This window comes from Cupriavidus sp. FW305-F7 (genome assembly GCF_058782875.1).
The window spans coordinates 1-22,966 of record NZ_JBYSYC010000038.1 but is presented as its reverse complement, the minus strand read 5'-3'; the positions used below and the strand labels follow the sequence as shown (position 1 = coordinate 22,966).

General features: G+C 60.2%; 25 protein-coding genes, 3 pseudogenes and 1 other annotated feature. Of the genes and pseudogenes, 14 read left to right on the top strand and 14 right to left on the bottom strand.

What is annotated here, in order from left to right:
- Positions 1-124: 124 nt before the first annotated feature.
- Positions 125-1,582, bottom strand: a complete 1,458-nt coding sequence (purF, locus tag AC3WL8_RS28905; protein WP_492379404.1) for an amidophosphoribosyltransferase — start codon at positions 1,580-1,582, stop codon at positions 125-127.
- Positions 1,583-1,986: 404 nt separating this feature from the next.
- Between purF and AC3WL8_RS28900 the strand changes: the two genes are divergently transcribed.
- Complete coding sequence (locus tag AC3WL8_RS28900) at positions 1,987-2,259, top strand: ATP-binding protein (RefSeq protein WP_492379363.1); 273 nt, start codon at positions 1,987-1,989, stop codon at positions 2,257-2,259.
- A gap of 20 nt (positions 2,260-2,279) precedes the next feature.
- Here AC3WL8_RS28900 and AC3WL8_RS28895 read toward each other — a convergent pair.
- The 8 genes and pseudogenes from AC3WL8_RS28895 to AC3WL8_RS28860 all read right to left on the bottom strand — a co-directional run bounded on the left by AC3WL8_RS28895 (position 2,280) and on the right by AC3WL8_RS28860 (position 7,274).
- A pseudogene (locus AC3WL8_RS28895) lies at positions 2,280-3,390 on the bottom strand (IS3 family transposase).
- Positions 3,052-3,168, bottom strand: a sequence feature (AL1L pseudoknot). (Overlaps the previous pseudogene by 117 nt.)
- A 133-nt stretch (positions 3,391-3,523) precedes the next feature.
- On the bottom strand, positions 3,524-3,787 hold the full coding sequence (locus tag AC3WL8_RS28890) for a hypothetical protein (RefSeq protein WP_492379362.1): 264 nt from the start codon (positions 3,785-3,787) through the stop codon (positions 3,524-3,526).
- 368 nt (positions 3,788-4,155) lie between these two features.
- A complete protein-coding gene (locus tag AC3WL8_RS28885) occupies positions 4,156-4,413 on the bottom strand; it encodes a hypothetical protein (RefSeq protein WP_492379361.1) in 258 nt (85 codons plus the stop codon).
- A gap of 88 nt (positions 4,414-4,501) precedes the next feature.
- On the bottom strand, positions 4,502-4,972 hold the full coding sequence (cynS, locus tag AC3WL8_RS28880; RefSeq protein ID WP_492379360.1) for a cyanase: 471 nt from the start codon (positions 4,970-4,972) through the stop codon (positions 4,502-4,504).
- A 38-nt stretch (positions 4,973-5,010) separates the two neighbouring features.
- Positions 5,011-5,673 carry a carbonic anhydrase gene (locus AC3WL8_RS28875; RefSeq protein ID WP_492379359.1) on the bottom strand — a complete coding sequence of 221 codons (663 nt, stop codon included), beginning with the start codon at positions 5,671-5,673 and terminating at the stop codon, positions 5,011-5,013.
- A gap of 68 nt (positions 5,674-5,741) precedes the next feature.
- Positions 5,742-5,972, bottom strand: a complete 231-nt coding sequence (locus AC3WL8_RS28870) for a DUF2798 domain-containing protein (protein ID WP_342916883.1) — start codon at positions 5,970-5,972, stop codon at positions 5,742-5,744.
- An 87-nt stretch (positions 5,973-6,059) separates the two neighbouring features.
- Positions 6,060-6,785, bottom strand: a complete 726-nt coding sequence (locus AC3WL8_RS28865) for a cysteine hydrolase family protein (RefSeq protein WP_492379358.1) — start codon at positions 6,783-6,785, stop codon at positions 6,060-6,062.
- Between the two features lie 126 nt (positions 6,786-6,911).
- Positions 6,912-7,274, bottom strand: a complete 363-nt coding sequence (locus tag AC3WL8_RS28860; protein WP_492379410.1) for a hypothetical protein — start codon at positions 7,272-7,274, stop codon at positions 6,912-6,914.
- Between the two features lie 183 nt (positions 7,275-7,457).
- On the opposite strand from AC3WL8_RS28860, the gene AC3WL8_RS28855 reads away from it, so the two are divergent.
- The 3 genes and pseudogenes from AC3WL8_RS28855 to AC3WL8_RS28845 form a co-directional block, all read left to right on the top strand.
- On the top strand, positions 7,458-8,048 hold the full coding sequence (locus AC3WL8_RS28855; RefSeq protein WP_492379357.1) for a TetR/AcrR family transcriptional regulator: 591 nt from the start codon (positions 7,458-7,460) through the stop codon (positions 8,046-8,048).
- Positions 8,049-8,127: 79 nt separating this feature from the next.
- Positions 8,128-9,117: an alpha/beta fold hydrolase gene (locus AC3WL8_RS28850; RefSeq protein WP_492379356.1), complete on the top strand. Its 990-nt coding sequence runs from the start codon at positions 8,128-8,130 to the stop codon at positions 9,115-9,117.
- 3 nt (positions 9,118-9,120) lie between these two features.
- Positions 9,121-9,468 (top strand): annotated as a pseudogene (locus AC3WL8_RS28845) (transposase); the annotation flags it as partial.
- Positions 9,469-10,043: 575 nt separating this feature from the next.
- Here the strand turns inward: AC3WL8_RS28845 and AC3WL8_RS28840 are convergent.
- Positions 10,044-11,114: a hypothetical protein gene (locus AC3WL8_RS28840; protein ID WP_153956767.1), complete on the bottom strand. Its 1,071-nt coding sequence runs from the start codon at positions 11,112-11,114 to the stop codon at positions 10,044-10,046.
- A 1,042-nt stretch (positions 11,115-12,156) separates the two neighbouring features.
- Here AC3WL8_RS28840 and AC3WL8_RS28835 point away from each other — a divergent pair.
- A pseudogene (locus AC3WL8_RS28835) lies at positions 12,157-12,473 on the top strand (DUF932 domain-containing protein).
- Here the strand turns inward: AC3WL8_RS28835 and AC3WL8_RS28830 are convergent.
- The gene (locus AC3WL8_RS28830) at positions 12,470-13,810 is read right to left on the bottom strand and encodes a type II toxin-antitoxin system HipA family toxin (protein ID WP_492379355.1); all 1,341 of its coding nucleotides are present in this window, start codon (positions 13,808-13,810) and stop codon (positions 12,470-12,472) included. The pseudogene AC3WL8_RS28835 and the gene AC3WL8_RS28830 overlap by 4 nt on opposite strands.
- Positions 13,811-13,813: 3 nt before the next feature.
- A complete protein-coding gene (locus tag AC3WL8_RS28825; protein ID WP_492379354.1) occupies positions 13,814-14,062 on the bottom strand; it encodes a helix-turn-helix domain-containing protein in 249 nt (82 codons plus the stop codon).
- A gap of 800 nt (positions 14,063-14,862) precedes the next feature.
- On the opposite strand from AC3WL8_RS28825, the gene AC3WL8_RS28820 reads away from it, so the two are divergent.
- On the top strand, positions 14,863-15,174 hold the full coding sequence (locus AC3WL8_RS28820) for a DUF736 domain-containing protein (protein WP_035815586.1): 312 nt from the start codon (positions 14,863-14,865) through the stop codon (positions 15,172-15,174).
- 655 nt (positions 15,175-15,829) lie between these two features.
- Here AC3WL8_RS28820 and AC3WL8_RS28815 read toward each other — a convergent pair.
- Complete coding sequence (locus tag AC3WL8_RS28815) at positions 15,830-16,072, bottom strand: helix-turn-helix domain-containing protein (RefSeq protein ID WP_492379353.1); 243 nt, start codon at positions 16,070-16,072, stop codon at positions 15,830-15,832.
- Positions 16,073-16,329: 257 nt separating this feature from the next.
- Here AC3WL8_RS28815 and AC3WL8_RS28810 point away from each other — a divergent pair, with 257 nt between their 5' ends.
- The 3 genes from AC3WL8_RS28810 to AC3WL8_RS28800 all read left to right on the top strand — a co-directional run bounded on the left by AC3WL8_RS28810 (position 16,330) and on the right by AC3WL8_RS28800 (position 19,272).
- Positions 16,330-16,680 (top strand): DUF2958 domain-containing protein, encoded by a 351-nt coding sequence (locus AC3WL8_RS28810; protein ID WP_492379352.1) that lies wholly within the window; start codon positions 16,330-16,332, stop codon positions 16,678-16,680.
- A gap of 170 nt (positions 16,681-16,850) precedes the next feature.
- Positions 16,851-18,239 carry a GABA permease gene (gene gabP / locus AC3WL8_RS28805; protein ID WP_492379351.1) on the top strand — a complete coding sequence of 463 codons (1,389 nt, stop codon included), beginning with the start codon at positions 16,851-16,853 and terminating at the stop codon, positions 18,237-18,239.
- Positions 18,240-18,579: 340 nt separating this feature from the next.
- Positions 18,580-19,272, top strand: coding sequence for a helix-turn-helix domain-containing protein (locus AC3WL8_RS28800; protein WP_492379350.1), 693 nt, complete (start codon positions 18,580-18,582; stop codon positions 19,270-19,272).
- A gap of 189 nt (positions 19,273-19,461) precedes the next feature.
- Here AC3WL8_RS28800 and AC3WL8_RS28795 read toward each other — a convergent pair whose 3' ends face one another.
- Complete coding sequence (locus AC3WL8_RS28795; protein ID WP_492379349.1) at positions 19,462-19,677, bottom strand: hypothetical protein; 216 nt, start codon at positions 19,675-19,677, stop codon at positions 19,462-19,464.
- A gap of 32 nt (positions 19,678-19,709) precedes the next feature.
- On the opposite strand from AC3WL8_RS28795, the gene AC3WL8_RS28790 reads away from it, so the two are divergent.
- From AC3WL8_RS28790 to AC3WL8_RS28770, 5 genes are all read left to right on the top strand, one after another.
- Positions 19,710-20,465, top strand: a complete 756-nt coding sequence (locus AC3WL8_RS28790; protein ID WP_492379348.1) for a DUF2285 domain-containing protein — start codon at positions 19,710-19,712, stop codon at positions 20,463-20,465.
- Positions 20,466-20,590: 125 nt separating this feature from the next.
- Entirely contained in the window at positions 20,591-20,875 is a 285-nt protein-coding gene (locus tag AC3WL8_RS28785; RefSeq protein ID WP_013959794.1) for a helix-turn-helix domain-containing protein, read from the top strand.
- Positions 20,876-20,901: 26 nt separating this feature from the next.
- Complete coding sequence (locus AC3WL8_RS28780) at positions 20,902-21,735, top strand: replication initiator protein A (protein ID WP_492379347.1); 834 nt, start codon at positions 20,902-20,904, stop codon at positions 21,733-21,735.
- A 244-nt stretch (positions 21,736-21,979) separates the two neighbouring features.
- A complete protein-coding gene (gene parA / locus AC3WL8_RS28775) occupies positions 21,980-22,618 on the top strand; it encodes a ParA family partition ATPase (protein ID WP_013959792.1) in 639 nt (212 codons plus the stop codon).
- Entirely contained in the window at positions 22,615-22,866 is a 252-nt protein-coding gene (locus AC3WL8_RS28770) for a chromosome partitioning protein ParB (RefSeq protein WP_492379346.1), read from the top strand. Before parA ends, AC3WL8_RS28770 begins: the two co-directional genes overlap by 4 nt.
- Positions 22,867-22,966: the final 100 nt, after the last annotated feature.

Below are 22,966 nucleotides of genomic sequence, written 5' to 3'. Positions count from 1 at the left end.
GGGCGCGTCCGGAAGGAGGGGTAATCGAATGGAAGGGACTTCCCCGTCCCGAGGTTGCGGCGGAAGCCCCTTCCATTCGATTACCCCTAGTAGTGGGAACGGGTTCTTCCATTGGATGAGAGAGCTAGCATCGCCGCAGCTCACCTAGCTTCTCCAGGTATTGGGGCGTAATGTCGCCCGTTACGTATCGGCCATCAAAACATGACGTCTCGAGCTCTTTGAGGGCCGGATTAAGATCGGTTACCGATCTTTGCATGTCCATGATGTCCTGATACACCAAACCATCCACGCCGAGGATGGTGCAAACCTGGTCGACATCGCGGCCGCTTGCAATCAGTTCCTCTCGCAGGGGCATATCGATTCCGTAAACGTTTGGGTGACGGATTGGGGCTGCCGCAGAGGCAAGGTAGACTCGATTGGCGCCCGCAGCGCGTGCCATGTTGACGATTTCACGGCTGGTAGTCCCACGAACGATTGAATCATCAACGATGAGAACGTTCTTCCCCTTGAACTCTATGCCCATGGCGTTAAGCTTTTGGCGTACGGATTTTTGGCGCATTTGTTGGCCAGGCATGATAAAAGTGCGACCTATGTAACGGCTCTTTACCAGCCCCTCGCGATAAGGAAGGTTTAGGCTGGCTGCAAGCTGCATGGCTGCGGGACGGGACGAATCGGGAACTGGCATTACCACATCAATGTCGGCCGAGCGGAAATTCGACGCGACCGATCTGGCAAGGTATTCGCCCATCCGCATCCGTGCGGCATACACTGACACTCCCTCAATCACCGAGTCCGGCCGAGCGAAATAAACATATTCGAACACACATGGAAGGTTGCGCACACTTGATGCACATTGCTTGTAAGACAATTTTCCTGCGTGGTCAATGAATATACCTTCGCCGGGCGCTACGTCGCGCATCAAGGTGAACCCGCTCGCTTCCAGGGCTGCGGATTCTGAAGCGATCATCCATTCCCTCGTCGGCCCGAATTCACGGTAACCAATGCACAGGGGACGGATGCCGTTAGGGTCGCGAAATGCGAGCAACCCCTGATCGGCGATACTCGCAACTGCGGCGTACGCTCCACGCACGCGACGATGGACGCCGGAGACTGCGCGGAATACGGCGTCGCTATCAATACCTGTGCCACAGGTCACATCCTGTAACTCGCTCGCGAGGACGTTCAACAGGACCTCTGAGTCAGACCGGGTATTGACGTGTCGGTGATTGAGCGACTGAAGTTCGGCGCGCAACTGCGTCGTATTGGTTAGGTTGCCGTTGTGCGATAACGTAATGCCGAAAGGGGCGTTTACATAAAACGGCTGGGACTCCTCGTCGCTCGCAGCTGAACCTGCCGTTGGATATCGTGTATGGCCGATTCCGCTGTGCCCGTAGAGTGAGCGCATGTCGCGGGTACGAAACACATCGCGTACAAGTCCCTTCGCTTTGTGCAAATAAAACTGACTTCCCCGCGAAGTCGCAATGCCAGCGGCATCTTGCCCACGATGTTGTAGTAACAGGAGTGTGTCATACAACAACTGATTGACTGGTCCTGCCCCGACGATTCCTACAATTCCGCACATCATGCCTCCGCGCTCTTGCGGCTTGGTCGAACAAACTATTCATAGCACCCGCCCCGAACGCTAGACAATCATTGGACGTAGCCGTCGCGTCGTTTCTGGGGTTATAGGATGACTGGTCGTCTATGTATTGTCAATGAAACGCTGCGTGATGGTCTGCCGGACCCCATTGAAACCGGCGCTGTGAATCACACGACCATCGTCGATAAGCAGTCGGTTACGGGTTCTCGGGGTTAGCGGGTCTTGGCATGTCGCGGTGGTCGGTGAGCAGTGGAAATAATAATAGACGACTGGTTGGTTATTGTCAAGTTCCCATCGCGCGGTCTCACTGAACTGGCACGCGCAAAGTCGAGGGCAACCATGCAAGATGTCCTCGCGCTGCGTGGCGATCACGATGAAACGTCTGGATGGGCAACAGGCACCGTGAATTGAAAGCTCGCACCGCGGGGCACGTTCGCGCTCGCCCGGCCGCCGTGGGCTTTAACGGCAGGGCTGCCTTGCTCGTGACCGTGCGCGATTCGGTGTCGGGCTTTGCTCCGCACAACCCCGAGCATGTGTTCGCTCCCTTCTACACGATGAAGCGCACCGGCTTGGGGATGGGGCTGTCGGCCTTCCCGGTGCTGCTGAGCAACTGTCGTACACTGAACCGCGCCGGGAATCCCGGAGGCTCATTTGTTTGAGTCACGCGGCCATGCGGGACTCAGGTCTTCGGCCTCGGCGGGGGAATGTTTCCAATCGGCCCCAGAAGGCCGCGGTGGTTGAACCAGTCCACCCATTCGAGGGTGGCCATTTCGACAGCCTTCAGGTTGCGCCAAGAGCGGGCGGTGAATGAACTCGGCCTTGTACAGCCCGTTGATGGTTTCGGCCAGGGCATTGTCGTAAGAATCCCCTACGCTACCCACCGAGGGTTTGATGCCGGCCTCGGCCAAGCGCTCGGTGTAGCGGATCGAGACATACTGGGGCGCGGTCGCTGTGATAGACCAGACCAACCTGACGGGCGGGCTGGCGATCATGCAGGGCCTGTTCCAGAGCGTCGAGCACGAAGTCTGTCTGAGCAGAGGCGGATACCCTCCAGCCGACGATGCGCCGGGCGAACACGTCGATGACGATGGCGACATAGACAAAGCCCTGCCAGGTCGAGACGTACCGTAAAATCCGACACCCACAGGGCATTGGGGCGCGGGGCCTGGAACTGCCGGTTCACCAGATCGGCTGGAGACGGCATTGCATGGTCGCTGACCGTGGCCCGCACACCCCACGCAGGCCCATCTCGCGCATCAGCCGACGCACCGTGCAGCGGGCAGTCGGGATGCCTTCGCGCAGCAACTGGCGCCAGACCTTGCGCACCCCGTAGACCAGGAAGTTCTCGTCCCAGACTCGCCGGATCTCCTTGCGCAGCACCGCGTCGCGTTGGGCCCGCACTGGCAACCTGGACGGATCGCTTGCCGGGCGGCGTGGCTGTAATACGTCGACGGAGCGATCGGCAGCACCTTGCAGATCGGCTCGACTCCGTAGACGCCACGGTGTTCGTCAATGAAAGCCTTCATGGCTTGAACCGGCGGTCAAGCTCCGCCTGGGCAAAATACGCGCTGGCCTTGCGCAGAATCTCGTTGGGTTGGCGCAGTTCCCGGACTTCCCGCTCCAGGGCTTGATGCGCTCGCGCTCGTCAGTGGTCGTCCCGTACAGCCGATCTTAGCCGCAATCGAGACTATCGCTTCTCATTGCGAACCGTGGTCGCCCTGGTGCTCCAGCACCATGCGAACTGCCCGCTCCCGGACCTCCCGGGAAAACCTGTTTGACGTCTTCTTCATAGGCTCCATTCTCACTCAAGAGTGGGAGCCTCCGGAAAAACCGGCGCGGTTCACATTGAGCAGTGTGCGGTGTGGAACGAGCTTACATGTTGTGCTTGGCCGCGGCCTGATGAGTCATCCGACCGTTTTCGAATCATCCAACTCTCATGAGCATTTCCCCGGTGTGAAGGACGAGAAACAGATCCTTGTCGATCAACTTGACAAGTTCTCCGCTGGACAGGCACCAGTTTTTTGCGCCTGGATAGACGCGCAGGCCTCTAGGTGTCATCACTGACGTGAAGTAGCGACACTCAAGCACAAAAACGCATCGGTCGTCGTCGCCAGCGCAAGTCAGTCGCTGTACCACCGTGTTGCCGCGGCGTGGGCCGGCCAGGGGATGCAGCAGCTTGATGGCCATGTCGGGAAACTCGTAATAGTAAGAAATCCGAGGCAACTGGACGGCTTGATCGATAGGCGTCTTGAGCGCATGCCTCGAGCAGCCCTGGATGCATTGCCTAAAGACGCGCTGGTCGACTTGCCTGGCTGCTCGGCGTGGCGCAGTGATCGACCTTGATTGTCAGGCGCGAGCCTCCTCAAGTCAGTACCCCTGAAGTTTTTGACCTGATCGCTGTGGCCGAGACGCGCGACCGAAAACATGCGATGCTGGTGGCCGGGCAGCATGCCATAGCTGCCGAAGTGCACGCGCAATGACGGCTTACGGTCAGGTTTCGATGCAAATCCTGGGTCCAGATTCGCTGCAAACCGACTGGAAGCACCGGTCAGTCGCTATCCGGTGGTTTCGTCTGCGGCTGCCGCCGCCAGGCTGCGCGCGTCATCCGACAAGGGGTCGCGTCGCCTATCGAGGCGGGCGACGCTCAGCGGCGTCCAATCGGAAGGCTGGGCTTGCGAGGTCGTCCGCTCGTCAATACGCTGATAGACACAGGCCGGCTTGTCGACCGAAGGATTACTGGCGATGACGGAAGAAATTGCGAGCGCGCTTCCCATCAATGCGGCGATGGCCGGGGCTGCGGAAAATGTGGACATGATGGTATCCAATAGCGACCACGTTCGTGTGATCGACTAAAAAAAGGCGCACCTTCGGCGCCCTGCAAGTAGGTGCCACATTAAGAGACTAGAACGGCTTGGTCGGCAGGTACTTGCCGTCGAGGGTGATCACCGCGCGGTGGCCGCCCTCGGGGTCGTCCACCTTCTTGATGTCGAGCTTGAAGTTGATGGCGCTGATGATGCCGTCGCCGAACTGCTCGTGAACCAGGGCCTTGAGCGTCGAGCCGTAGATCTGCACGATCTCGTAGAAGCGGTAGATGGTCGGGTCAGTCGGAACGCCGCCAGGAATGCTGCCGCGCACAGGAATGGTCTGCAACTGGCGCACGGCATCTTCGCCCAGGTCCAGCTTGTCGGCGACGATCTTTGCCGCGGGGGAGGGCAGCGGATGCTGGCCGAGCAGGGCGGCCGTGACAAATGCCAGGCTCAGTCCGGTGCCTTCGTTGATCTGCTCGAATGTGAGCCCCTTGCGGATCTTGGCGTCGATGATGTCATCGCTCAGGGCTTGACGGGAAGATTGGTTGAATTGGGATTGGGTCATGCTGACTCCTTGAGAGGATGGAACGTGGGGTGAGGCATTCAGGCGCCGATCGACTCGCGACTGCGTGGGGTTGCGGATGCATCGGGATGCGCCGCGATCGAAACGAAAGTATTGGTAGCGCCATCCAGGGCATCGATCGCGCCGGTTTCGATGTCGAAGACCCAGCCGTGCAGGTTCAGGCGGCCTTGTTCAAGCGCGAGCGCCACGGAAGGGTGGGTCTTGATGTTGGCCAGCTGAGCGATGACGTTCTCGCGGACCATGGAATTCACGCGTGCTTGCGCGGATGCGTGCTCTCGCGCTTCGTTGACGGCCTTGGCGGCGTCCGCGTGGTGAAGCCAGCCTTTCACAGCGGGCATGTGGTCCAGGCATTTGCACGTGGCCACCGCGGTCATGGCGCCGCAGTCGGAGTGGCCGCAGACCACAATGTCGGTGACGTTCAGTCCGGCGACGGCATATTCGACACTGGCCGATACCCCGCCGGGCTGTGCGCCGTATGCCGGCACGATATTGCCGGCGTTGCGGATGACAAACAGTTCTCCGGGTTCGCTCTGCGTGAGGAGTTCTGGCACCACCCGGCTATCCGAGCACGCGATGAACAATGTGCCCGGGCTCTGACTGTTAGCGAGGCGCTTGAAGAGGTCTGATCGTTGTGGGAGGGCGTCTCGTTGGAATTTCAGTACGCCGTCGATAATGTCTTGCATCTAGTTGCCGCTCCATGAGTCTTGGACAGAGTTTCGTCATGGGAAGAGTGGATTGAATTTGCTATGACCTAAGAGTGGTTTGTCATGCGATCGACCAGGCGGCGAATGATGGGCGTGGCCGACACGACAACCGGCAGCATGGTCAGCCAGGAAACGCTCCAGGACCTTAGCCAGTGCTGAAAGAACAGGCCTTCGTCTGCAAATGGAATGCTTGCGATGGCAGCAGCGATGGAGCAGGTCAATCCGGCCTGGATAACGCCATATGCGAAATAGCTGTAGCGCGAAGGAATCTTAGGCATGTGAGTCGCCCCTATGCATTTTTTGAACCGTTCATGCACCCTGCCATTGCCGCGCCAGGGGCTGTCGCCCCTGGCGCATGACAGGCGCTACGCGGCGGCTCCAACCTTTCCTGCCAACCGCTGCACGGTTTCGTTGGTATCCCACAGCGCGTTTGCGATAAAGCGGAAGTTGACCAGTGCCGCGTGATACCCGTCGCCCTCCGGTAGCTTCGGCCCTGCTACGGCGTCGCGCACGACAGCAACTTCGAAACCTTGCTCCAGCAGATCGCGCAGATGGGATTCGACACACAGATTGGCGGCCATGCCCGCAAGGATCACCTGATCCACGCGCTGCTTGCGCAACTGCAGGACAAGGTCGTTGGCCTGCGGGCCGTACAGCTTGTGCGTAGAGCAGATGATGGTCTTGCCATCCTCAATATACGGCTTGAGTTCCGGCATGAAGTCCGCGCCCGAGTCACGGAATCCGTCCAGATTCAGCGCGCCCGGACGGTCGAACATGCCGATGGCATGCTGGAACATCTCGGCGGGGCCCTGCACTTTCCATGTGTGATCATGGGGAAAGTAATAGTGGGGAGAGATGGCGACCGTGATGCCCGCCTGTTTTGCTGCCTCGAACAGACGGACCAGGTTGGCCACGAGGTTCTGCTCCGTCACGCTTTCTCCGACCACGCCCCAGCTGCGGCCTTCGGGGCTCATGAAGTCGATCTGTGGGTCGATCACGACGAGCGCGGTGCGTGGCAGGTCCAGCGTAATGCTGGACTTCGGCAGAGCCGGATCAACGGGATCTGCATACTGGGTGGGGAGATTGGACATGCAAAGTACCTCTTAATGGTGAGCCCCGTGGGCGTCGTTTCAACTACGGATGAATGTCAACAGGTCCGCGTTGAGCCTGTCCTTTTTATATACGACCAGTCGTCTATTTAAAACTATAAAAAAATTTCAGTACAACAACCACTGGAGCGTCACTTGCAGAAATCGTCGGCAGCGCACCAGAATGCGCTCCAGAGCCGTTCGGACTTCGTCGCTGACATTGGACAATTCGAGCGAAAAGTCGCCCGCAAGGCACCCTAGCTTGAACTCTTGCCCCGCGTGGTCCGCCAGCAGCAACTCGAACAACTTTTCAATTCTGGCCAACGGCTTGAGTTGGCGGTTCTTGGCATGTCGCGATGATTCGTGAGCAGAGAAAAAATAATAGACGACTGACTGGTTATTGTCAAGTCCCCATCGCGCGGTCTCATTGATCTGGCACGTGCAAAGTCGGGGGCAACTACGCAAGATGTCCTTGCGCTGCGTGGCAATCACGATGAAACGTATGGGCAGGCACCGTGAATTGAAAGATCGCACCGCAGGGCACATTCGCGCTCGCCCACAGTCGGCCGCCGTGGGCTTCGCAGATGGACAGCCCCATCACCCGTCATCGCATGCTTGACAAATAGCCAACCAGTCGTCTATTGTTCTCTCCACCGCTCACCAACCACAGCGAACATGCCAAGACCTGCCAACCCCGAGATCCGTAACCGGCTGCTTATCAACGGTGGTCGTGTGATTCACCGCGCCGGTTTCAATGGGTCCGGCGTGCAGGACATCGTAGCTGCCGCGGATGTTCCCAAGGGATCCTTCTACAGCTACTTCGACAGCAAGGAGGCCTTTGCCGCCGAAGTGCTCGAAGCCTATTGGGAGTCCATTGAACAACGCCATGGCAAAGTGATGTACGACGCGCGCATCACGCCGTTGGCCCGGATCGAAAAATTATTCGAATTGCTGGTGGCCGACCACGCAGCACAAAATTTTAGGATCGGATGCCTTGTAGGCAACCTTTCCCTCGAATTGTCTAATACCAGCGATGAAGTCCGAAAGGCCCTGGAGCGCATTTTGGCGCGCTGGGAAGGCATGATCACGCCCTGTCTTGATGAGGCCAGAACGCGCCAGGAACTGCCGGCGGACGGTGATTCCGCGCAACTCGCGTCCGTCATCATCGAGGCCTGGGAAGGGGCGGTCCTGCGCAGCAAGGTTGAGTGCAATGGCGACGCCTGCCGCCGGTTTCAGCAAGTCACGTTAAAGCGATTGCTGTACTGATTTTTTTTGCATATTTAAATAGCCGACTGGTCATATATACATAACGATGCGCTCACGCGCTCAAGAAAGGAGCCTCACCATGTCTTCAAATCGCAACCTCGACCGAGGCGTATCGCGACGTAACCTGCTGCTCGGCGGCGCGGCCGCAGCCAGCGCGCTGGTGGCTTCCGGCGTGCCCGGACCTGCTGCGGCAGCATCGTCGACAGAAAGGGCGAATACCGCAAAGGCTAGCGGCAAGGCCTCAGGCAGCTACATCACGGCAAAGGACGGTACCCAACTTTATTTCAAGGACTGGGGTGCTGGTCGCCCCGTCGTGTTCTGTCATGGCTGGCCGCTTAGCTCGGACAGTTGGGAATCCCAGATGATGCTCGTTGCATCGGAAGGGTATCGCGCCGTTGCACATGACCGTCGTGGCCACGGCCGTTCAAGCCAGCCATGGAATGGCAATGAGATGAACACCTATGCCGACGATCTGGCCACTGTGTTCGAAACCCTTGACCTGCGCGCTGCCATCCTGGTGGGCTTCTCCACAGGTGGAGGCGAGGTGGCCCGGTACATCGGCCGGCACGGTACGCGACGCGTTTCAAAGGTGGTGCTGGTTTCAGCCGTGCCGCCTTTGATGGTGAAGACCGCCGCCAATCCGCGCGGACTGCCAATCGAAGTATTCGACGGCCTGCGTGCCGCACAACTTGCCAATCGGTCCCAGTTCTACAAGGACGTGCCGGCGGGGCCGTTCTATGGCTTCAACCGTCCCGGTGCAAAGCCGTCGCAGGGGTTGATCGACGCATGGTGGGCGCAGGGCATGCAGGGTGGACACAAGAGTATGTACGACTCGATCCAGGCATTTTCTGAGACCGATTTCACCGAGGATCTCAGGAAGATCGATGTGCCGACCCTGATCATCCACGGCGACGACGATCAGATCGTGCCGATCGATGCCGCCGGACGTGCATCGGCAAAGCTCGTCAGGAACTCGAAGCTGATCGTCTACCCCGGTGCGCCGCATGGGCTCACCGACACGCACAAGGACAGGTTCAACGCGGACCTGCTCGCATTCATCCGTAGTTGAAGGTGGCGGCGCTTTCACAACCGGCGCGAAGTCGCAGGTTGCCTGGGACTGGCACCGACGCCCTACAGCAGTGGCGAAAGTCAGGTCGAGCAAGGCATCAACAAGGCGGGCAACAAACGATCCCGCTGGCTGATGATCGAACTGGCCTGGAGCTGGCTACGCTACCAGCCAACGAGTCAGCTCACGCAATGGTTCAATGAGCGCTTCGCGCCAGGTAGCAGGCGCATGCGGCGCGTCGGCATTGTCGCACTTGCCCGCCGATTGGCAATTGCCCTGTGGCGCTATCTCGAGTACGGCGAGATTCCCCCCGGGGCAAGCCTCAAACCAGTAGTGACGTGTTCAAACCAGTAGTGACGTGATGCCGATCTAAGCGTGGAGAGCGACGCGGTAACGATAGCAGGTCAGCGTGCCCGTAACAGAGCCGGGCTACCTCCGCGGGTAGCCGTTCTTCTAGATGGGCCGCGCAGGTAACAGGGGAAGTCCCAGCGCTTTGCGCATGTGGTATGTGGTGCCCGGCCCTGCGCCGGCACGGATAGAAGGTAGTCCGGGCCAATAGCCCAAAATTGAGTACCCCGACCTCGATTTCGCGCCGCATCAGTCCGCGAACGAAGTAAATCGCTTGCAAGGATAAAATATCGCGCCAGACATACCTATGCTGAAATCCAATACTGAAGGGGGTTGACACCCTCGCCCTCATAGAAGGCTGTGTTCACAATTGAACCAATGATCCAAAGGCACAGGCAAGCAACGCGAAGACGAGATAGCTGTCGGCCGGGCTGGGCCGAGGCCAAGGTGTTGATCAGAAGTAAGGCCGCGATCGTCAATGGAACGTTGGCCACAGCAATGCCGGTCCGCATTTCGGCCTTCCTTAGGGCAAAGACGACTCCGCGGAAAATGCCGGATGCGCGGCCGCCGGGAGGCGGCGTTCAGTCGTACATGTGATAGCCGCTTACGACCTTCAGGCGATAGCCCTCCTTGGTAAATTTATCGAACTCTTCTTGATATCCGTCAGCGAGCATTTGATGCCGCGCCAGCCACGGTGGCCCATCGACCTTCTCCCAGATCGCAGCGAAACGCGGCTCGTTGGTCGATCGCCAACCACTCACCGTGACGACGCGATAGCCTTGCTGCCCAAGCCGGTTGAACTCCTGTTGATACTGCGCGGAGGTCATTCCATGTCGTGCGACCCAAGGAACGGAGCTGCGCTTCTCCCATATCGCTGCGTAGCGGTCCTGGCCGTTCACGTTGTAGCCGCTGACCACGACTGGCCGATATCCATCCCTCGTAAGCCGGTCGAATTCCCTCTGGTAAGAGGCGGAATCCAGGTTATGCCGAGCGACCCAGGGTGGCGCTGGAGCTTTTTCGAAGATGGCGTTGTAACGGTCCGCGTTTCCGACGGCAAACCCATCCACAAAGACGGGATGGTATCCAGACTGCGTTAGGCGATCGAATTCGCGCTGGTAGGCGTCGCCGGTAATACCATGAAAAGCAGCGAACTCGGGGCCGGCGCGCTTTTCAAAGATGGCTGCATAGGTAGGCTGACCACCAACGCTATAGCCGCTGACATCGACCGGCCTATATCCTTGGCGAACCAGTTCATCAAACGTCTGCTGGTACTGCTGACTAGTGAGCCCGTGGCGAGCCTGCCAGGCAGGACCGGGCGACTTTTCCCAGATGGTGGCGTACTCCGTCAACTTGGGGTTGGATGTGAGCGCCTGTCGCGAGCTGCCGACCGACGCTCGGCAGCAGAACTTCTTCTGCCCAGTGACACATGCGGCGCCGCTTGTTGATCCTGCCGGCGGCGCCGCGGCGACTTCACCGGGTCCGCATTCGCCATCGCAAAACGGGGCGGTGCCATCCCATCGACATTGACTGCCAGCCGACGCCTTACAGCAGAGGGCTTTGGAGCCGAAAACGCATGCTGCGCCGAAGTTGGTGTTCTGGGCTATGGGAAACGCTTGCTTCCAGTGCTCGGGCAAATCGGATACGCGTGCCATTTCCGTTTCGCCGCTGCCGCAAGAGCCGCTACACCATGGGGCCGTGCCATCCCACCGACAAGTTTGTGCAAGGCCGATGCCAGGAAGCAGCGAGAGTGACAGGGTCACGAGAATACGGTTCATGAGGCGCATATGAACCTCTCTGCGTCAAACTTATAGGACCGAAAGCCGGGAAATCGTGCCTTGCGCCCCGACGTCGCCACTGCGTGTACTCCACGCAAACTGAAATATATTCAAACCGATTCGCAAGGCAAGTAGGCGGGACTAACTTGAGATCTTCTTAGCTTTTATAACGAAGCGCCGTTGTTTCTCTTTTGGAACGAAACGGTGCGAAAGTGACGAGGATCGTTGGCATCGGTAAGAAAGCTTGCGTGTTCGTTCGAGATATGCAGAATAGAGTCCTCGCCAGAAATCTAGCCGCAATGGAGTACGCCGCGTCGCTTCCACGTTTATCTCTCCCGGACAGTTGTAGGCGCCCGGGTAGATTTGACTCAGCACGCCCGGTCCTTGAGGAAGGTAAGCGGAGGACGAGGCCTAGCGCTGATCGTTGTGAATCATAAACTCGATGTGCGAACGTACTGGCCAGGCAAGCTCTGATCTCACCAGATCGATGACCTTAGTCTCGCCCGGATCGGTGTTGTTAGCAAGAGCGGGTTCGACACGGCACCGAAGGAGCGCGCGCAGGCAGAAGCAGGTGAGGGGGATGCGCCGGACGAGCCCGCCGGCGAAGTGACAGCCAACGCTGGCCGCGTGACGTAGCAGCATGGCCCCGGCGCGTTGCGCCGGGGCACCCCCTCAAACCGGGCGCGGCAGATCTGCCGCGCCCGGCCTCAACGTCCACAGCAAAAAACGCCACGTCGCCGCCTTCAGCCAGGCGAAAGACCATGCAACTCGCATCCCGCTTCGCTTCCCGCTCCCCGGTGCTGCGCTCGGAATCCCCCTTGTCGGATGACCAGATCCGGGCGGTGGCGCGTCCATCTTCGCGGAAGCCCCGCACGAAAGCCGCTCGGAACGGTACAGCTACATCCCGACCGCAACGGTCTTGCAGGAACTGCGCGGTGAAGGGTTCCAGCCCTTCATGGTTTGCCAGACACGCGTGCGGCAGGACGACCGCCGCGAATACACCAAGCACACGATCCGACTGCGCCACGCCAGCCAGATCAATGGCCGCGAGGCCAACGAGATCATTCTGCTGAACTCGCACGATGGCACGAGCGCTACCAGATGCTCGCCGGCATGTTCCGCTTCGTGTGCCAGAACGGCCTTGTCTGCGGCGACGCCATCGCGGACGTGCGCGTACCAACGGTTGACTCTCTGAGGATTCGAAGCCGCCAACCGCCGGCGGTTTTGCAGCGCTAACCTGCGTTCATGTCACCGAGTTTCTTGGCGGACGCCTGAAGGCCTTCCAAGATGCTGTCCGAGACATGAGCAGGGAAATTTGGTGGCAGTCGATTGGCCACGTTCGAAACGGCCGTTGGTACCTTGGCAATCAACTCCTCCATGATTGGTTCCGCAGTTGCGTCTGCATAGCACTTAGGTGCCATGGCATTGAAATGGCGGCGCCGAATATCCTTCAACAGATAGTGGCGGTTCTTGCCTGCAACTGCCATGGCGAGCTTAGCCTTGTGGTACGAGACGTGGTTGGGCCCATCCCCGATAATCGGCCAAGCGGACAGAATGTCATAGAGCGGTGTGAGGTTGTAACGTCCCCCTGACAACATATGGATGCTGAAGTTCTTGGCGTGGCCGTCTGTAGCAGCCAGCATCCAGAACAGGACTTGTGTTGCCAAGAAAGTTTTCAGGTCCCGCTCTGGAGTTTGTGACTGCCGGAGGATTGCCGCAATGTCGACCATTGCAGGTCCGCCTTCTGCTTCGTACTTCAGATGGGGAGGCACGCCGAGGACCTGGCAGAAATCCTCTTGCGGCAAACGCATTATCCATTTGCCGCTGTGATGAAGTTGTCGGTCGAATCGCGTGACGACGAGCACCTTCTGCTTGCCGAAGGTCAATATCTCACAGTCGGCCACCGGCAGTCCGAACTCCTTGAAGAGCTGCATGCAAAGCCATTCGTTCTCTACCGAGGTCGACAAGTCAGCTTTTCGGTTGCCAACCAAGCCGAGCGGTAGCTTCAAGATATGTGTAGTCGGCGTTGCCCCATGCGGAAGCAGCCATTTCCCTTCGTGACGGAGCAGGGCGGTCATTTCTTGGGCGCCTGCAATGGAGATGCGGAAATCTTCATCTTCCATTATTGTTCCAGGCCCCGTTGTGGTAACCGTGTTCTCGAGGAGCTTCTCAATGTCGGTGTCAGATAGCGGGGTGCCTTCAATACTGTTGACGTTCTGGGGGGCTTCGTCTTCCTTGAGAAGCTGGACGGCGCCAACGCAGTCTCGTCCTATTGCTTCCAACAGGTCGAAGGGGTCGGTGGAAGCGGTCTGATATTTGGTAGCGAGCCGCCGGCGGATGTTGTCGTTATCCGGCAGAAGGTTGTCGAAGTAGTTGCGGACCCGCTCGCCCTTCAAAGGAGAGGTGTCGATGCCGAACGGCAGTGAAAGGGACAAGGGGCGTCCTGCGGCAGAAGCCATCCAGTCTTTGTCATACTGGAGCTCCATAGGGCTATGCGGCGGGATGCGCCAGGTGCCAACACGTTGGCCATTGGCCCAGACTGACAACGCCCGAGTGTGTGACTTTCTTCCCATTGCTTACCACTCCGTTTCTTGCGATGGAGGGGCGTGGTTCTTCGACTGGAGAACGAGCTCTAAGCCATAAAGGCTGACCAAGGCCAGTAACTGTTCCGAAGAGATGGCTTTGGGCTCAATCTCCAAGGCAGACAGCCGGCTTTGGCTTAGTCCCAGCCTGGTGGCGGCTTGGCTCTGCGTGAGTCGTTTGGCTCGGCGAGCCGACCGCAATATTTCGCCTAGCTGAGATGGCGTTGAGAGCACTTGCTTCATTTTGGATACCTGCAATGCGCGTAAATCAATTTTACCTCATTTGCACGTAAAGGCAAATTACTTGCTATGCAGGTAGACACGACTTACCACCATAACGAGTAAAGTTGAAATAACTGTAAAGCAAGTAAATGTGTGTGGCAGGTATTTCAAGCCCGCGGTCTTTGAAGTGTGCGCTGGAGTGCATCTGGCAAATAAGGCTTCCTACGGCTTTTTGAATGAACTGTCAGGGTCGCAAGCGTTGCGCCCCGCTGCAGGGGGCGGTGCCGTGGGGCTACGCCTCGGCTTGCTGCAACAGGTTGTGCGAAAGCCTTCTGTCCTCGACGCTAGCGATTCGTCGCCCACAACGTCATGAAGGGCGTTTCACGGATACGCCGCTCGGCCTCTATGGAGCATCCACGCCATGCCTCGAAGGCGTCGCCGCGGGCTACGGCAGGGGCGTTCTCGCTTGTCGTTGAAGGACGGGTCGTTTCCCGCGTCAGGGCGCAAGCCGGTACAGCCGCCATGCGGGGATGCCGAGTCGGCCACGGCTCCTTTCGGAGAGGTGGTCAGCCCATGCGTCCTTTGGCTGTTGTGCATCCTGGCGGGGGCGCGGCTGCGCCTCGGGCTTCATGGCCGCAACCTTCCGGCACAAACAATTTCCCCGCCGCTGCGCGGCTTCCTCGCGCAGCAAATTGTTCGCGCCTGCAGGTCCTCCACTGCGTCTCGGCCGCAAGCGGTGCAGCCAGCCCGGCCCCCGCGGATCGGATCACAACAAGGACGCGATGGGCGCGACCTTGGTTCATCCGAAAGGAGAAAGCATCATGGCCAACATCGGCATCTTCACCGCTCAGAACGACGGCTTCATTGGCACGGTTCGCACCCTGACGCTCAACGTCAAGGTCCGGTTCATCCCCAACGACAAGGCGAGCGAGAACGCCCCCGACTTCCGCGTCCAGGCGGCTGGCGGCTATGACCTCGGCGCGGCGTGGAAGAAAGTCAGCCAGTCCGAGCGGCCCTACCTGTCCGTGACCCTTGATGATCCTTCATTCCCGGCGACGATATACGCCCGGCTGATCGAGGAAGATGATGGTACGCACAACCTGATCTGGTCGCGCAGCAAGCCGACGGCCTGACGGCCGCCCCAAAAACGCCCCGCCCATTGCGGCGGGGCAGCAGTTGCTGCTAGCCGCAACATCGCGCGCACGCCTACGGCGCGTCGCGCTCTTTCAAAGATTGCCTCCAGCTTCTGGCGCATTGGCGCCAGAAGCTGGTCGCCCTTCCGGTTGAATGAGCTGCTTACGGCTTCTGTTGGGATCCGCATTTGCGGATCCCAACAGATCAGGGTGACCGCATCCGTGCCTTGGCCTGGCTACTGAAATTCCGCTTCCGTGCCTGTGGCTGCACGATTCCGAGGGTTTTTGGATCCGTGCTTGTGTACGAATGCGCAAATCAGTGTCGCGTTTTCGCGCTTTGGCGGACACAGTGTCATGCGTCCTCGGATTTCAGGGTCCTTACAATGGCCACGAGCATGGGAGGAACCGCTAGTCAAATGCCGCTGCCCCGCATTCTGCCTATATCAGTCTGATTCAAGACGACGGCGGTCGAGATCGACGAATTTCGGCGTAGCATGGAAGGCCGTCAGCCAACTCCAGAGACCCCACAATATCGTGACCCTCCACGGCCTTCACTGCCGGCGACGATCTACGTCCGACTGACCAAGGAAGAGGGGTATGCAGCGGATTGGACTGGTCGCGCAGTCGAAGATATGGCCGCCCAATGAAGGGGCTCTCATAACCGCGCTTCGGCCATCAGTCTAGCCATCGTCACGCCAAGTGCTTCGGAGATGCGCTCAAGCCTAAGAATTGCGACGTTGTTGTCGCCGCGTTCCACCCGTCCCAGATAACTTACGTCGATTTCCGCGGACAGGGCTAATTGTTCCTGTGACATGCCCTGTTCTTTCCGGATGCGTCGAATCGCATCGCCGAGGGCGACAAGGGTTGGATTCTGGCGTTGACTGCTGAGATTTGGCACTCCCGCATCATTCAGATATGATGCGGTTTGTTCTAGGGTACATGTACCCTATTGACGCTGTACGGGGGCGATGGCTACCGGGTGGAAGAGCGACGTGGCTTCACGCCGTCCCGGAAAGGAGCTCAAAGCTTGTGCACGCTGCTTGCTTTAAACGCTGCCCGCACCGGACCGTGTTGGGATGTGACGACCCGCGATAGGGGCGTGCGCCCAGTATTGCCTTGCTCCGCGTGGAGCGAACTTTCCCGGAGGCTGCACTCATGAATCCAACCCTCATCACCGCAGAGCAACGCGAGCAGCTGCTCGCAAACGGCCAGGCATACGTAGCCGGCCATGCTTGCGACCCGCTGCCCGTGGTGCGGCTGTTTACCCCCGATGCGCATGCGACCTGGCTACTGGCCGCGCTCGACCCGGCCGACGGTGACACCGCCTACGGTCTGTGCGACGTGGGTATCGGCATGCCCGAACTGGGCAATGTGAAGCTGTCCGACCTGGCATCCATCGTTGGGCCGCTCAAGAGGCCGATTCTTCGCGACCGGTACTTCCGGCCACCGCGGTCGTTAGGCGAGTACGCCCGGCTGGCACAGTCCAGTGGGTCGATCGTCGATTGATCGAGTGGGCAATCTTCAGAACCCCGTTGTTCGCGTCAATGCGATGCGGCATGCCGCATTTGGGGTCAGGCGACCGCGGCTTGCTGGAACGCCAGCGGCGGTCAATTTCCATGTCATAGGAGCACCAACGTAGCGGCTCATGTAGGTCGCGCTTCACCTAGGAGAGAGACATGAACCCGTCAGGGAAAGGGCTGAGCCATGGACTCAAGGCGCGTCACGTCACGATGGTTTCGATTGCAGGCGTCATCGGCGCCGGACTGTTTGTAGGTTCCGGGCGAGCTATCGCCGAGGCGGGCCCGGCCGCGCTGCTGGCCTATGCCATGTCTGGGCTGCTGGTGGTGCTGGTCATGCGCATGCTGGGCGAGATGGCTGTGGCACAGCCGGATACCGGATCGTTTTCGACCTACGCGGACGGCGCCATCGGACATTGGGCCGGTTTCACGATTGGCTGGTTGTACTGGTGGTTCTGGGTCCTCGTGATCCCGATTGAAGCGACAGCGGCGGCGGCCATTCTGAGCGCCTGGTTGCCCGCCATACCCCAGTGGACGTTTGCGCTGGCGATCACGCTCGCGCTGACCGGCACCAATCTGTTCTCGGTCAGGAACTATGGTGAGTTCGAATTCTGGTTCGCGCTCATCAAGGTGGTCGCCATCGTGGCGTTCATTGCCGTAGGCGGTCTGGCGGTGTTGGGTTTGCTTCCGGGGGCTCAGGTATCGGGCGTGGCGCGGCTGGTTGACTATGGTGGGTTCATGCCGAATGGCGCACATGCTGTCATCGCTGTCGTCCTGACAACGATGTTCGCATTCATGGGGGCGGAGATTGTCACCATTGCGGCGGCCGAAGCGGAACACCCGGCCCGGCAAATCGTGCGCGCGACGCGCTCGGTGGTGTGGCGCATTTCGCTGTTCTATCTGGGCTCGATCTTCATTGTTGTTGCACTGGTGCCGTGGAATGACCCGCTGCTCGTCACCCATGGGGCGTACCAGCGCGCGCTGGAGATCCTCGGCGTGCCGCACGCCAAGGCGATCGTCGACGTCATCGTTCTGACAGCGGTAATGAGCTGCCTGAACTCGGCGCTCTACACCGCCTCGCGCATGCTGTTTTCGCTGTCGACGCGGGGCGATGCCCCGAGCGGCCTAAGCCGGACTGCCGCGTGTGGCACACCGCGCGCCGCGGTACTGGTGTCCACCGCATTCGCTTTCGTGTGCGTGCTGGCGAACTACCTTATGCCAGAACGCGTCTTCGCGTTCCTGCTGGCTACCTCTGGCGCCGTGGCGCTTCTGGTCTACCTCGTGATCGCAGTATCGCAGCTGCGCATGCGCGCAGTACTGGAACGACGCGCGGCAGAGCTGCCGCTGCGTATGTGGGGCTACCCGTGGTTGACGTGGTTGGTTGTCGTGGTGATTCTCGGTGTCCTCGCGGCCATGGCCTGGCATCCCGCCCATCGCATGGAAATTCTCGCGACAGCGATGCTGCTTGCCGGCGTGCTGGCTGGTGCCTGGCTAAATTCGCGTAACCGAAGCGCAGACGGGCAAGCACTGGCGATGGATGACCTGTGAACAGGTACGTTCGGCCCACGCGGTGGTTACGTGAGTACACAAGTCTGGCGTGGGTCAATGGCTCGAAAGTCGACTGAGCGGACCGCTGAGCGAACCGGCTCGCCCATTGTGGCGGGCCCGCAAGATCCGCACGAAGTCGGGCTCTGACCGACGGTGTACATACCACTATGCAAAGAGACCTGAACATTAATCCACAACAGGAACCCCATGTGAATCCCCTGAGCGTACCGGGCGGCGTTTTGCCCGTTCCGGCACGCACACTGAGCGCTTGCGACTACAACACCATGGCGCCTGCTCACTATGTGGCAGCCACGTCAGTCGATAACGAAGGAGCAATGAAATGAATGCGACGGAAAACACGCCACCAGTACGCCTGCTGACCCCCGCCGAGCTGGCTGTCTGCATCAAGGTGTTCCGCGACGCCCGGCAATGGACGCAAGAGCAGCTAGCCGTGATCGCAGGACTCAACGTGCGAACCGTTCAGCGCGTCGAGCGAGGCTGGCCGGCCGACGCCGACACCTGCCGGGGGCTGGCCAGCGCGTTCGATTTCCTGGATATCGACGCGCTCAGCAAGCCATTCGCGATTCCACCCGAAGACGAACTCAAGGCTGCGCAGGAACAGTTCGACCTCGAGCACGTCACCTTCGCGGCGATTCGGCTGACCACGGGTAAGCAGTTGGCCGAGCTGGCGCAGACCAGCACGATGGACATGTCGGAGCTGGCCTTCGAGATGGGCGCCGAAGCGGACAAACGCTTCGCCGCACTGATGGAATATTTCCGCAACTACCGCGATGCCCTGGACGCCTATACCGAAGCGCAGAAGCGCGAGGCGGCTGACACGATGCAAGCCAACATCGATGTGCTCAAGACCCTTGGCGTTTCGCTCTGCTATGCCGAGCGCAACGTGCTGCTGAAGGGGGGCTCGGACCCGGACAGGCCAATGCCAGCTAACGTCCTGTACGTGATCGGGTTTCCGCTCGGCAAGGAACCCAAGCTATTCGCGACACCAACTTCCGTTGATATCCGTCTGTAGGTTGATGGATCGGGATCCACGCTTGCCAGCGCCGCTCTAATCCGCCCTGCGATTCGCAGTCGAAATGGCACCAGAGAGGGGAGAGAGGCGCTGCGCACCTCGATGGTTCGATCCCCCACTGAACTGGATCCAAGGTCCCGATGCGGCGGGAAATCCAGACACAGGCCATTGCAGCTAACCGTGCCTATTTCAGTCTGATTCAAGACGGCTGCGGTCTAGATCGACAGTATTGCGCCAAGACGGCGCGGCCTTGAGCCAAAGAGACATGATGCCCTGCGCGGCTTGCGGCAGGATTCGCTGTGCCGCGCGCGATTTCCGCGCTGCGCGGCGGTCGCATTCGGACGATCTGGACAAGGCGTTGGAGTCAAAGACCTTGTGATGTATTTTCTTGTGCTCGATGTCCATCGCGACGTTCCTGTTCGACAGAAGGTTGCGTCATGGCCGATCGAAGTGCTGATTCTTGGCTTCCGACCGCAGCGTATCTCTACGTTCTGCACCTGGACGGGCCCGGATTGGCTTGGGAGTACCTGCGCCGCCATCCCGACTACCGGCGTGACTGGCTGCGCCGTCGGCGCCGGCCGGAGGCGGCGCATCGCTGGGGCCTTCGCTTGTTGGAAGACCCGTCTCTGGATGCGCGCGACGCGCATCCAGCCTGGTACCCTGACCATGACGCGGTGCTCCAACTCTACCCGGATGCCGACCCATCGCCCAATGCCAGCGCCTTCCAGTTTTGGCGCATTCCCGGCCAAAAGCATCTGATTCATGACGGCAAACGTCTGATACTGATGGCTCGCCGGTCCGACAGCTGCGTACGGCTGGCGCTGGCGCCCGGGCTGGAGGATGGCATGGCCGTTGTCTATGCCGTCCGGCCCGGCGCCGCACTCAGCGCGCGCTACCGCACGGTCGTGGCCGAGTGGGACAAGTTGGCGGAGGTTACCGAAGCTTCCCCGACTGTCACTGGCCGACCCCGGCCGACACCCTCCGCAATGCTGGAAATGCGCACCTTGCAAGCGCTCGACGCGACCCAGGCAGGCGCGTCCCTGCGCGAGGTCGGGGAGGGGCTGTTCGGTGCCGATGCTGTGGCAAGTGACTGGCACGCCGACAGCGGCCTGCGTTCGAGCGTGCGCCGCCTGGTACGCCGCGGCCGATCGTTGATGCACGGCGGCTACCGTCGCCTGGCGCAGCTCGAGTGACCTCCATAGGGTCATCTTACCTTCGCTGCAAAACGACCCTCCGCGCTCAGCCCCCCTTTCTTCAGACTGGTCTCCATCCGGTCGCGTTGTGCGGCCAACGATCTTGATCGATGGAGGATCATCCGATGCGTCCCGCTCCCTTGCGGCCTGCAGCCGCTGCCGTCGCTACGACGACCCCGCAACTCCAACGTTATCTCACCAACGACGAAGCTGCCGACTACCTGCGGTTGTCGCCGCGCACGCTCGAGAAGCAACGGGTGATTGGCGGCGGGCCGAAGTTCCGCAAGTTCGGCCGGCGCGTCATGTACGCCGTCGCCGATCTCAACACCTGGGCCGACCAGCGCAGCTACGAGGCCACCTCCGATCCTGAATACACCGAACAGCATGCGGCGGACAGCCGTGCGCGCTGATCGCTGGCTCGCCGGTGGTCATTGCCATGTCAAGTCGATCAGTGGAGCGGGAACAACTCGACCGCTTCCACGCCTTGCCGGGCGACATGGCGCCGCGCGATGCCCAGGACTTGATGGCGTACCCGTTCTTTTCGCTGGCGAAGTCGCGGCGCACGGCGCCGATCGATTTCCGCAGCGGGAACGTCATTATCCGCGTGGAAGGCACGCAGGAGCATGGCATCGCCACGATCTGGGATGCGGACATTTTGATCTGGGCCGCCAGCCAGATCGCGGAAGCGCACGACGCGGGCCTGCGCCCATCCCGGCTGATGCACGCCACACCATACGAAATCCTTCGATTCGCAGGACGCGGGGTGTCGCTGCGCGACTACCAACGCCTCAAGGCCGCGCTCGACCGGCTGCAATCGACCACCGTGGCAACCTCGATCCGCGAGACGAGCGGGCGGCGCCTGCATCGGTTCTCATGGATCAACGAGTGGAAGGAATTGGCCGATGCCCGTGGCAGGCCGCTCGGTATCGAGCTGATCCTGCCGGACTGGTTCTACGCCGGCGTCGTCGACGCTGCCCTGGTGCTGACCATCGATCCGGCGTATTTCCGGCTCACTGGCGGCATCGAGCGATGGTTGTACCGCCTGGTGCGCAAGCACGGTGGCAAGCAGCCGGGCGGCTGGCAATTCGATTTTCGGCACCTGTACCGGAAATCGGGCAGCGCCACGCGCTTCTCGGATTTTGCCTACGACCTGCGCGCACTGGTGGCGCGGCAACCCTTGCCTGGGTACGTCCTTGGCATCGCGCGTGTGCCGGGCGATGCCACCGAAGTGCTGACCTTCAGGCCCGTGCTTTCCACGGCACGGGGATAACTTGGGGACAACCTGTGAAGAGCCTCGTGCTATCAGGAGTAAGGGGTATCGTGCTATCAGGAGTACGCGTATCGTGCTATCAGGAGTATGGAATGCCCACAAAGCCAATACCGGCGCGGGTTTTCGGCTCCGTTAACTTATCTAACTTAAAAAAACTAACTAGTAGTAGCGCGCGGCGTCGGTGGACAACCTCCGACCGGCACGACGCAGCAAAGGCCGGTGTTTCAGTCCGTGAGGCGAGGTCATGATTGTCGCCTTACTCAACCAGAAGGGTGGCGTGGGCAAGACCACGCTCGCCACGCACATCGCCGGGGAGCTGGCGCTACGCGGCCAGCACGTCGTCCTGCTTGATGCCGACCCACAGGGATCGGCGTTGGACTGGACACAACGACGAAGCCAGCAGGGCTTGGCTCGCCTATTTGGCGCCTTGGGCCTCGCCCGCGAAACGCTGCACCAGGAAGCACCGGACTTGGCGCGACGCTGCGACCATGTCGTCATCGACGGCCCGCCACGCATCGCCGCTTTGGCGCGCCCGGCATTATTGGCCGCCGATCGCGTCGTGGTTCCAGCGCAGCCCAGTCTCTACGACCTGTGGGCATCTGCCGAGATGGTCGCGCTGATCCGTGAAGCGCCAGTCTTCCGGCCGGCGATACGCGCTGCCTTCATGATCAATCGGCGCATCAGCACCACCGTCATTGGCCGCGAAGCCCGCCAAGCATTGGCTGATCAGCCGCCACCGGCGCTGCGCGCCGAAGTGCATCAGCGCATCGTGTTCGCCGACAGGGTGGCTGCAGGCCGGCTCGCCCGCGAAACCGCGCCAGACAGTGCCGCCGCGCACGAAATCACCGCGTTGGTCGATGAACTGCTGCGGTGGCCGACATGACGATCACCCGTGGCAAACGCATCGCCATTGGCGCGCGTCCGGCCGTGAACCCGCACGCTCAGGCGTGGGTTCGACAGGGCGAGGCAGACGGCCTCCAGAAGAACGACCTGTACACCGCACGCCTGACGCTCGATATCACACCGGCGACGCGCGCACGCATCAGAGTCTCGGCGTTCACGCAAGGCGTGACCGTCGCCGAACTGCTGCGCGCGCTGCTGGAACGCGAATTCCCGGAGTCACCCCATTGACGTCCTCCCCTGCCTAAAGGCAAGGGATTCCCACACCTGGCGATGCACGTCCGCATCGGAGAATGTTTAACGCAGCATTGGTATCACGGTCATGCACGAC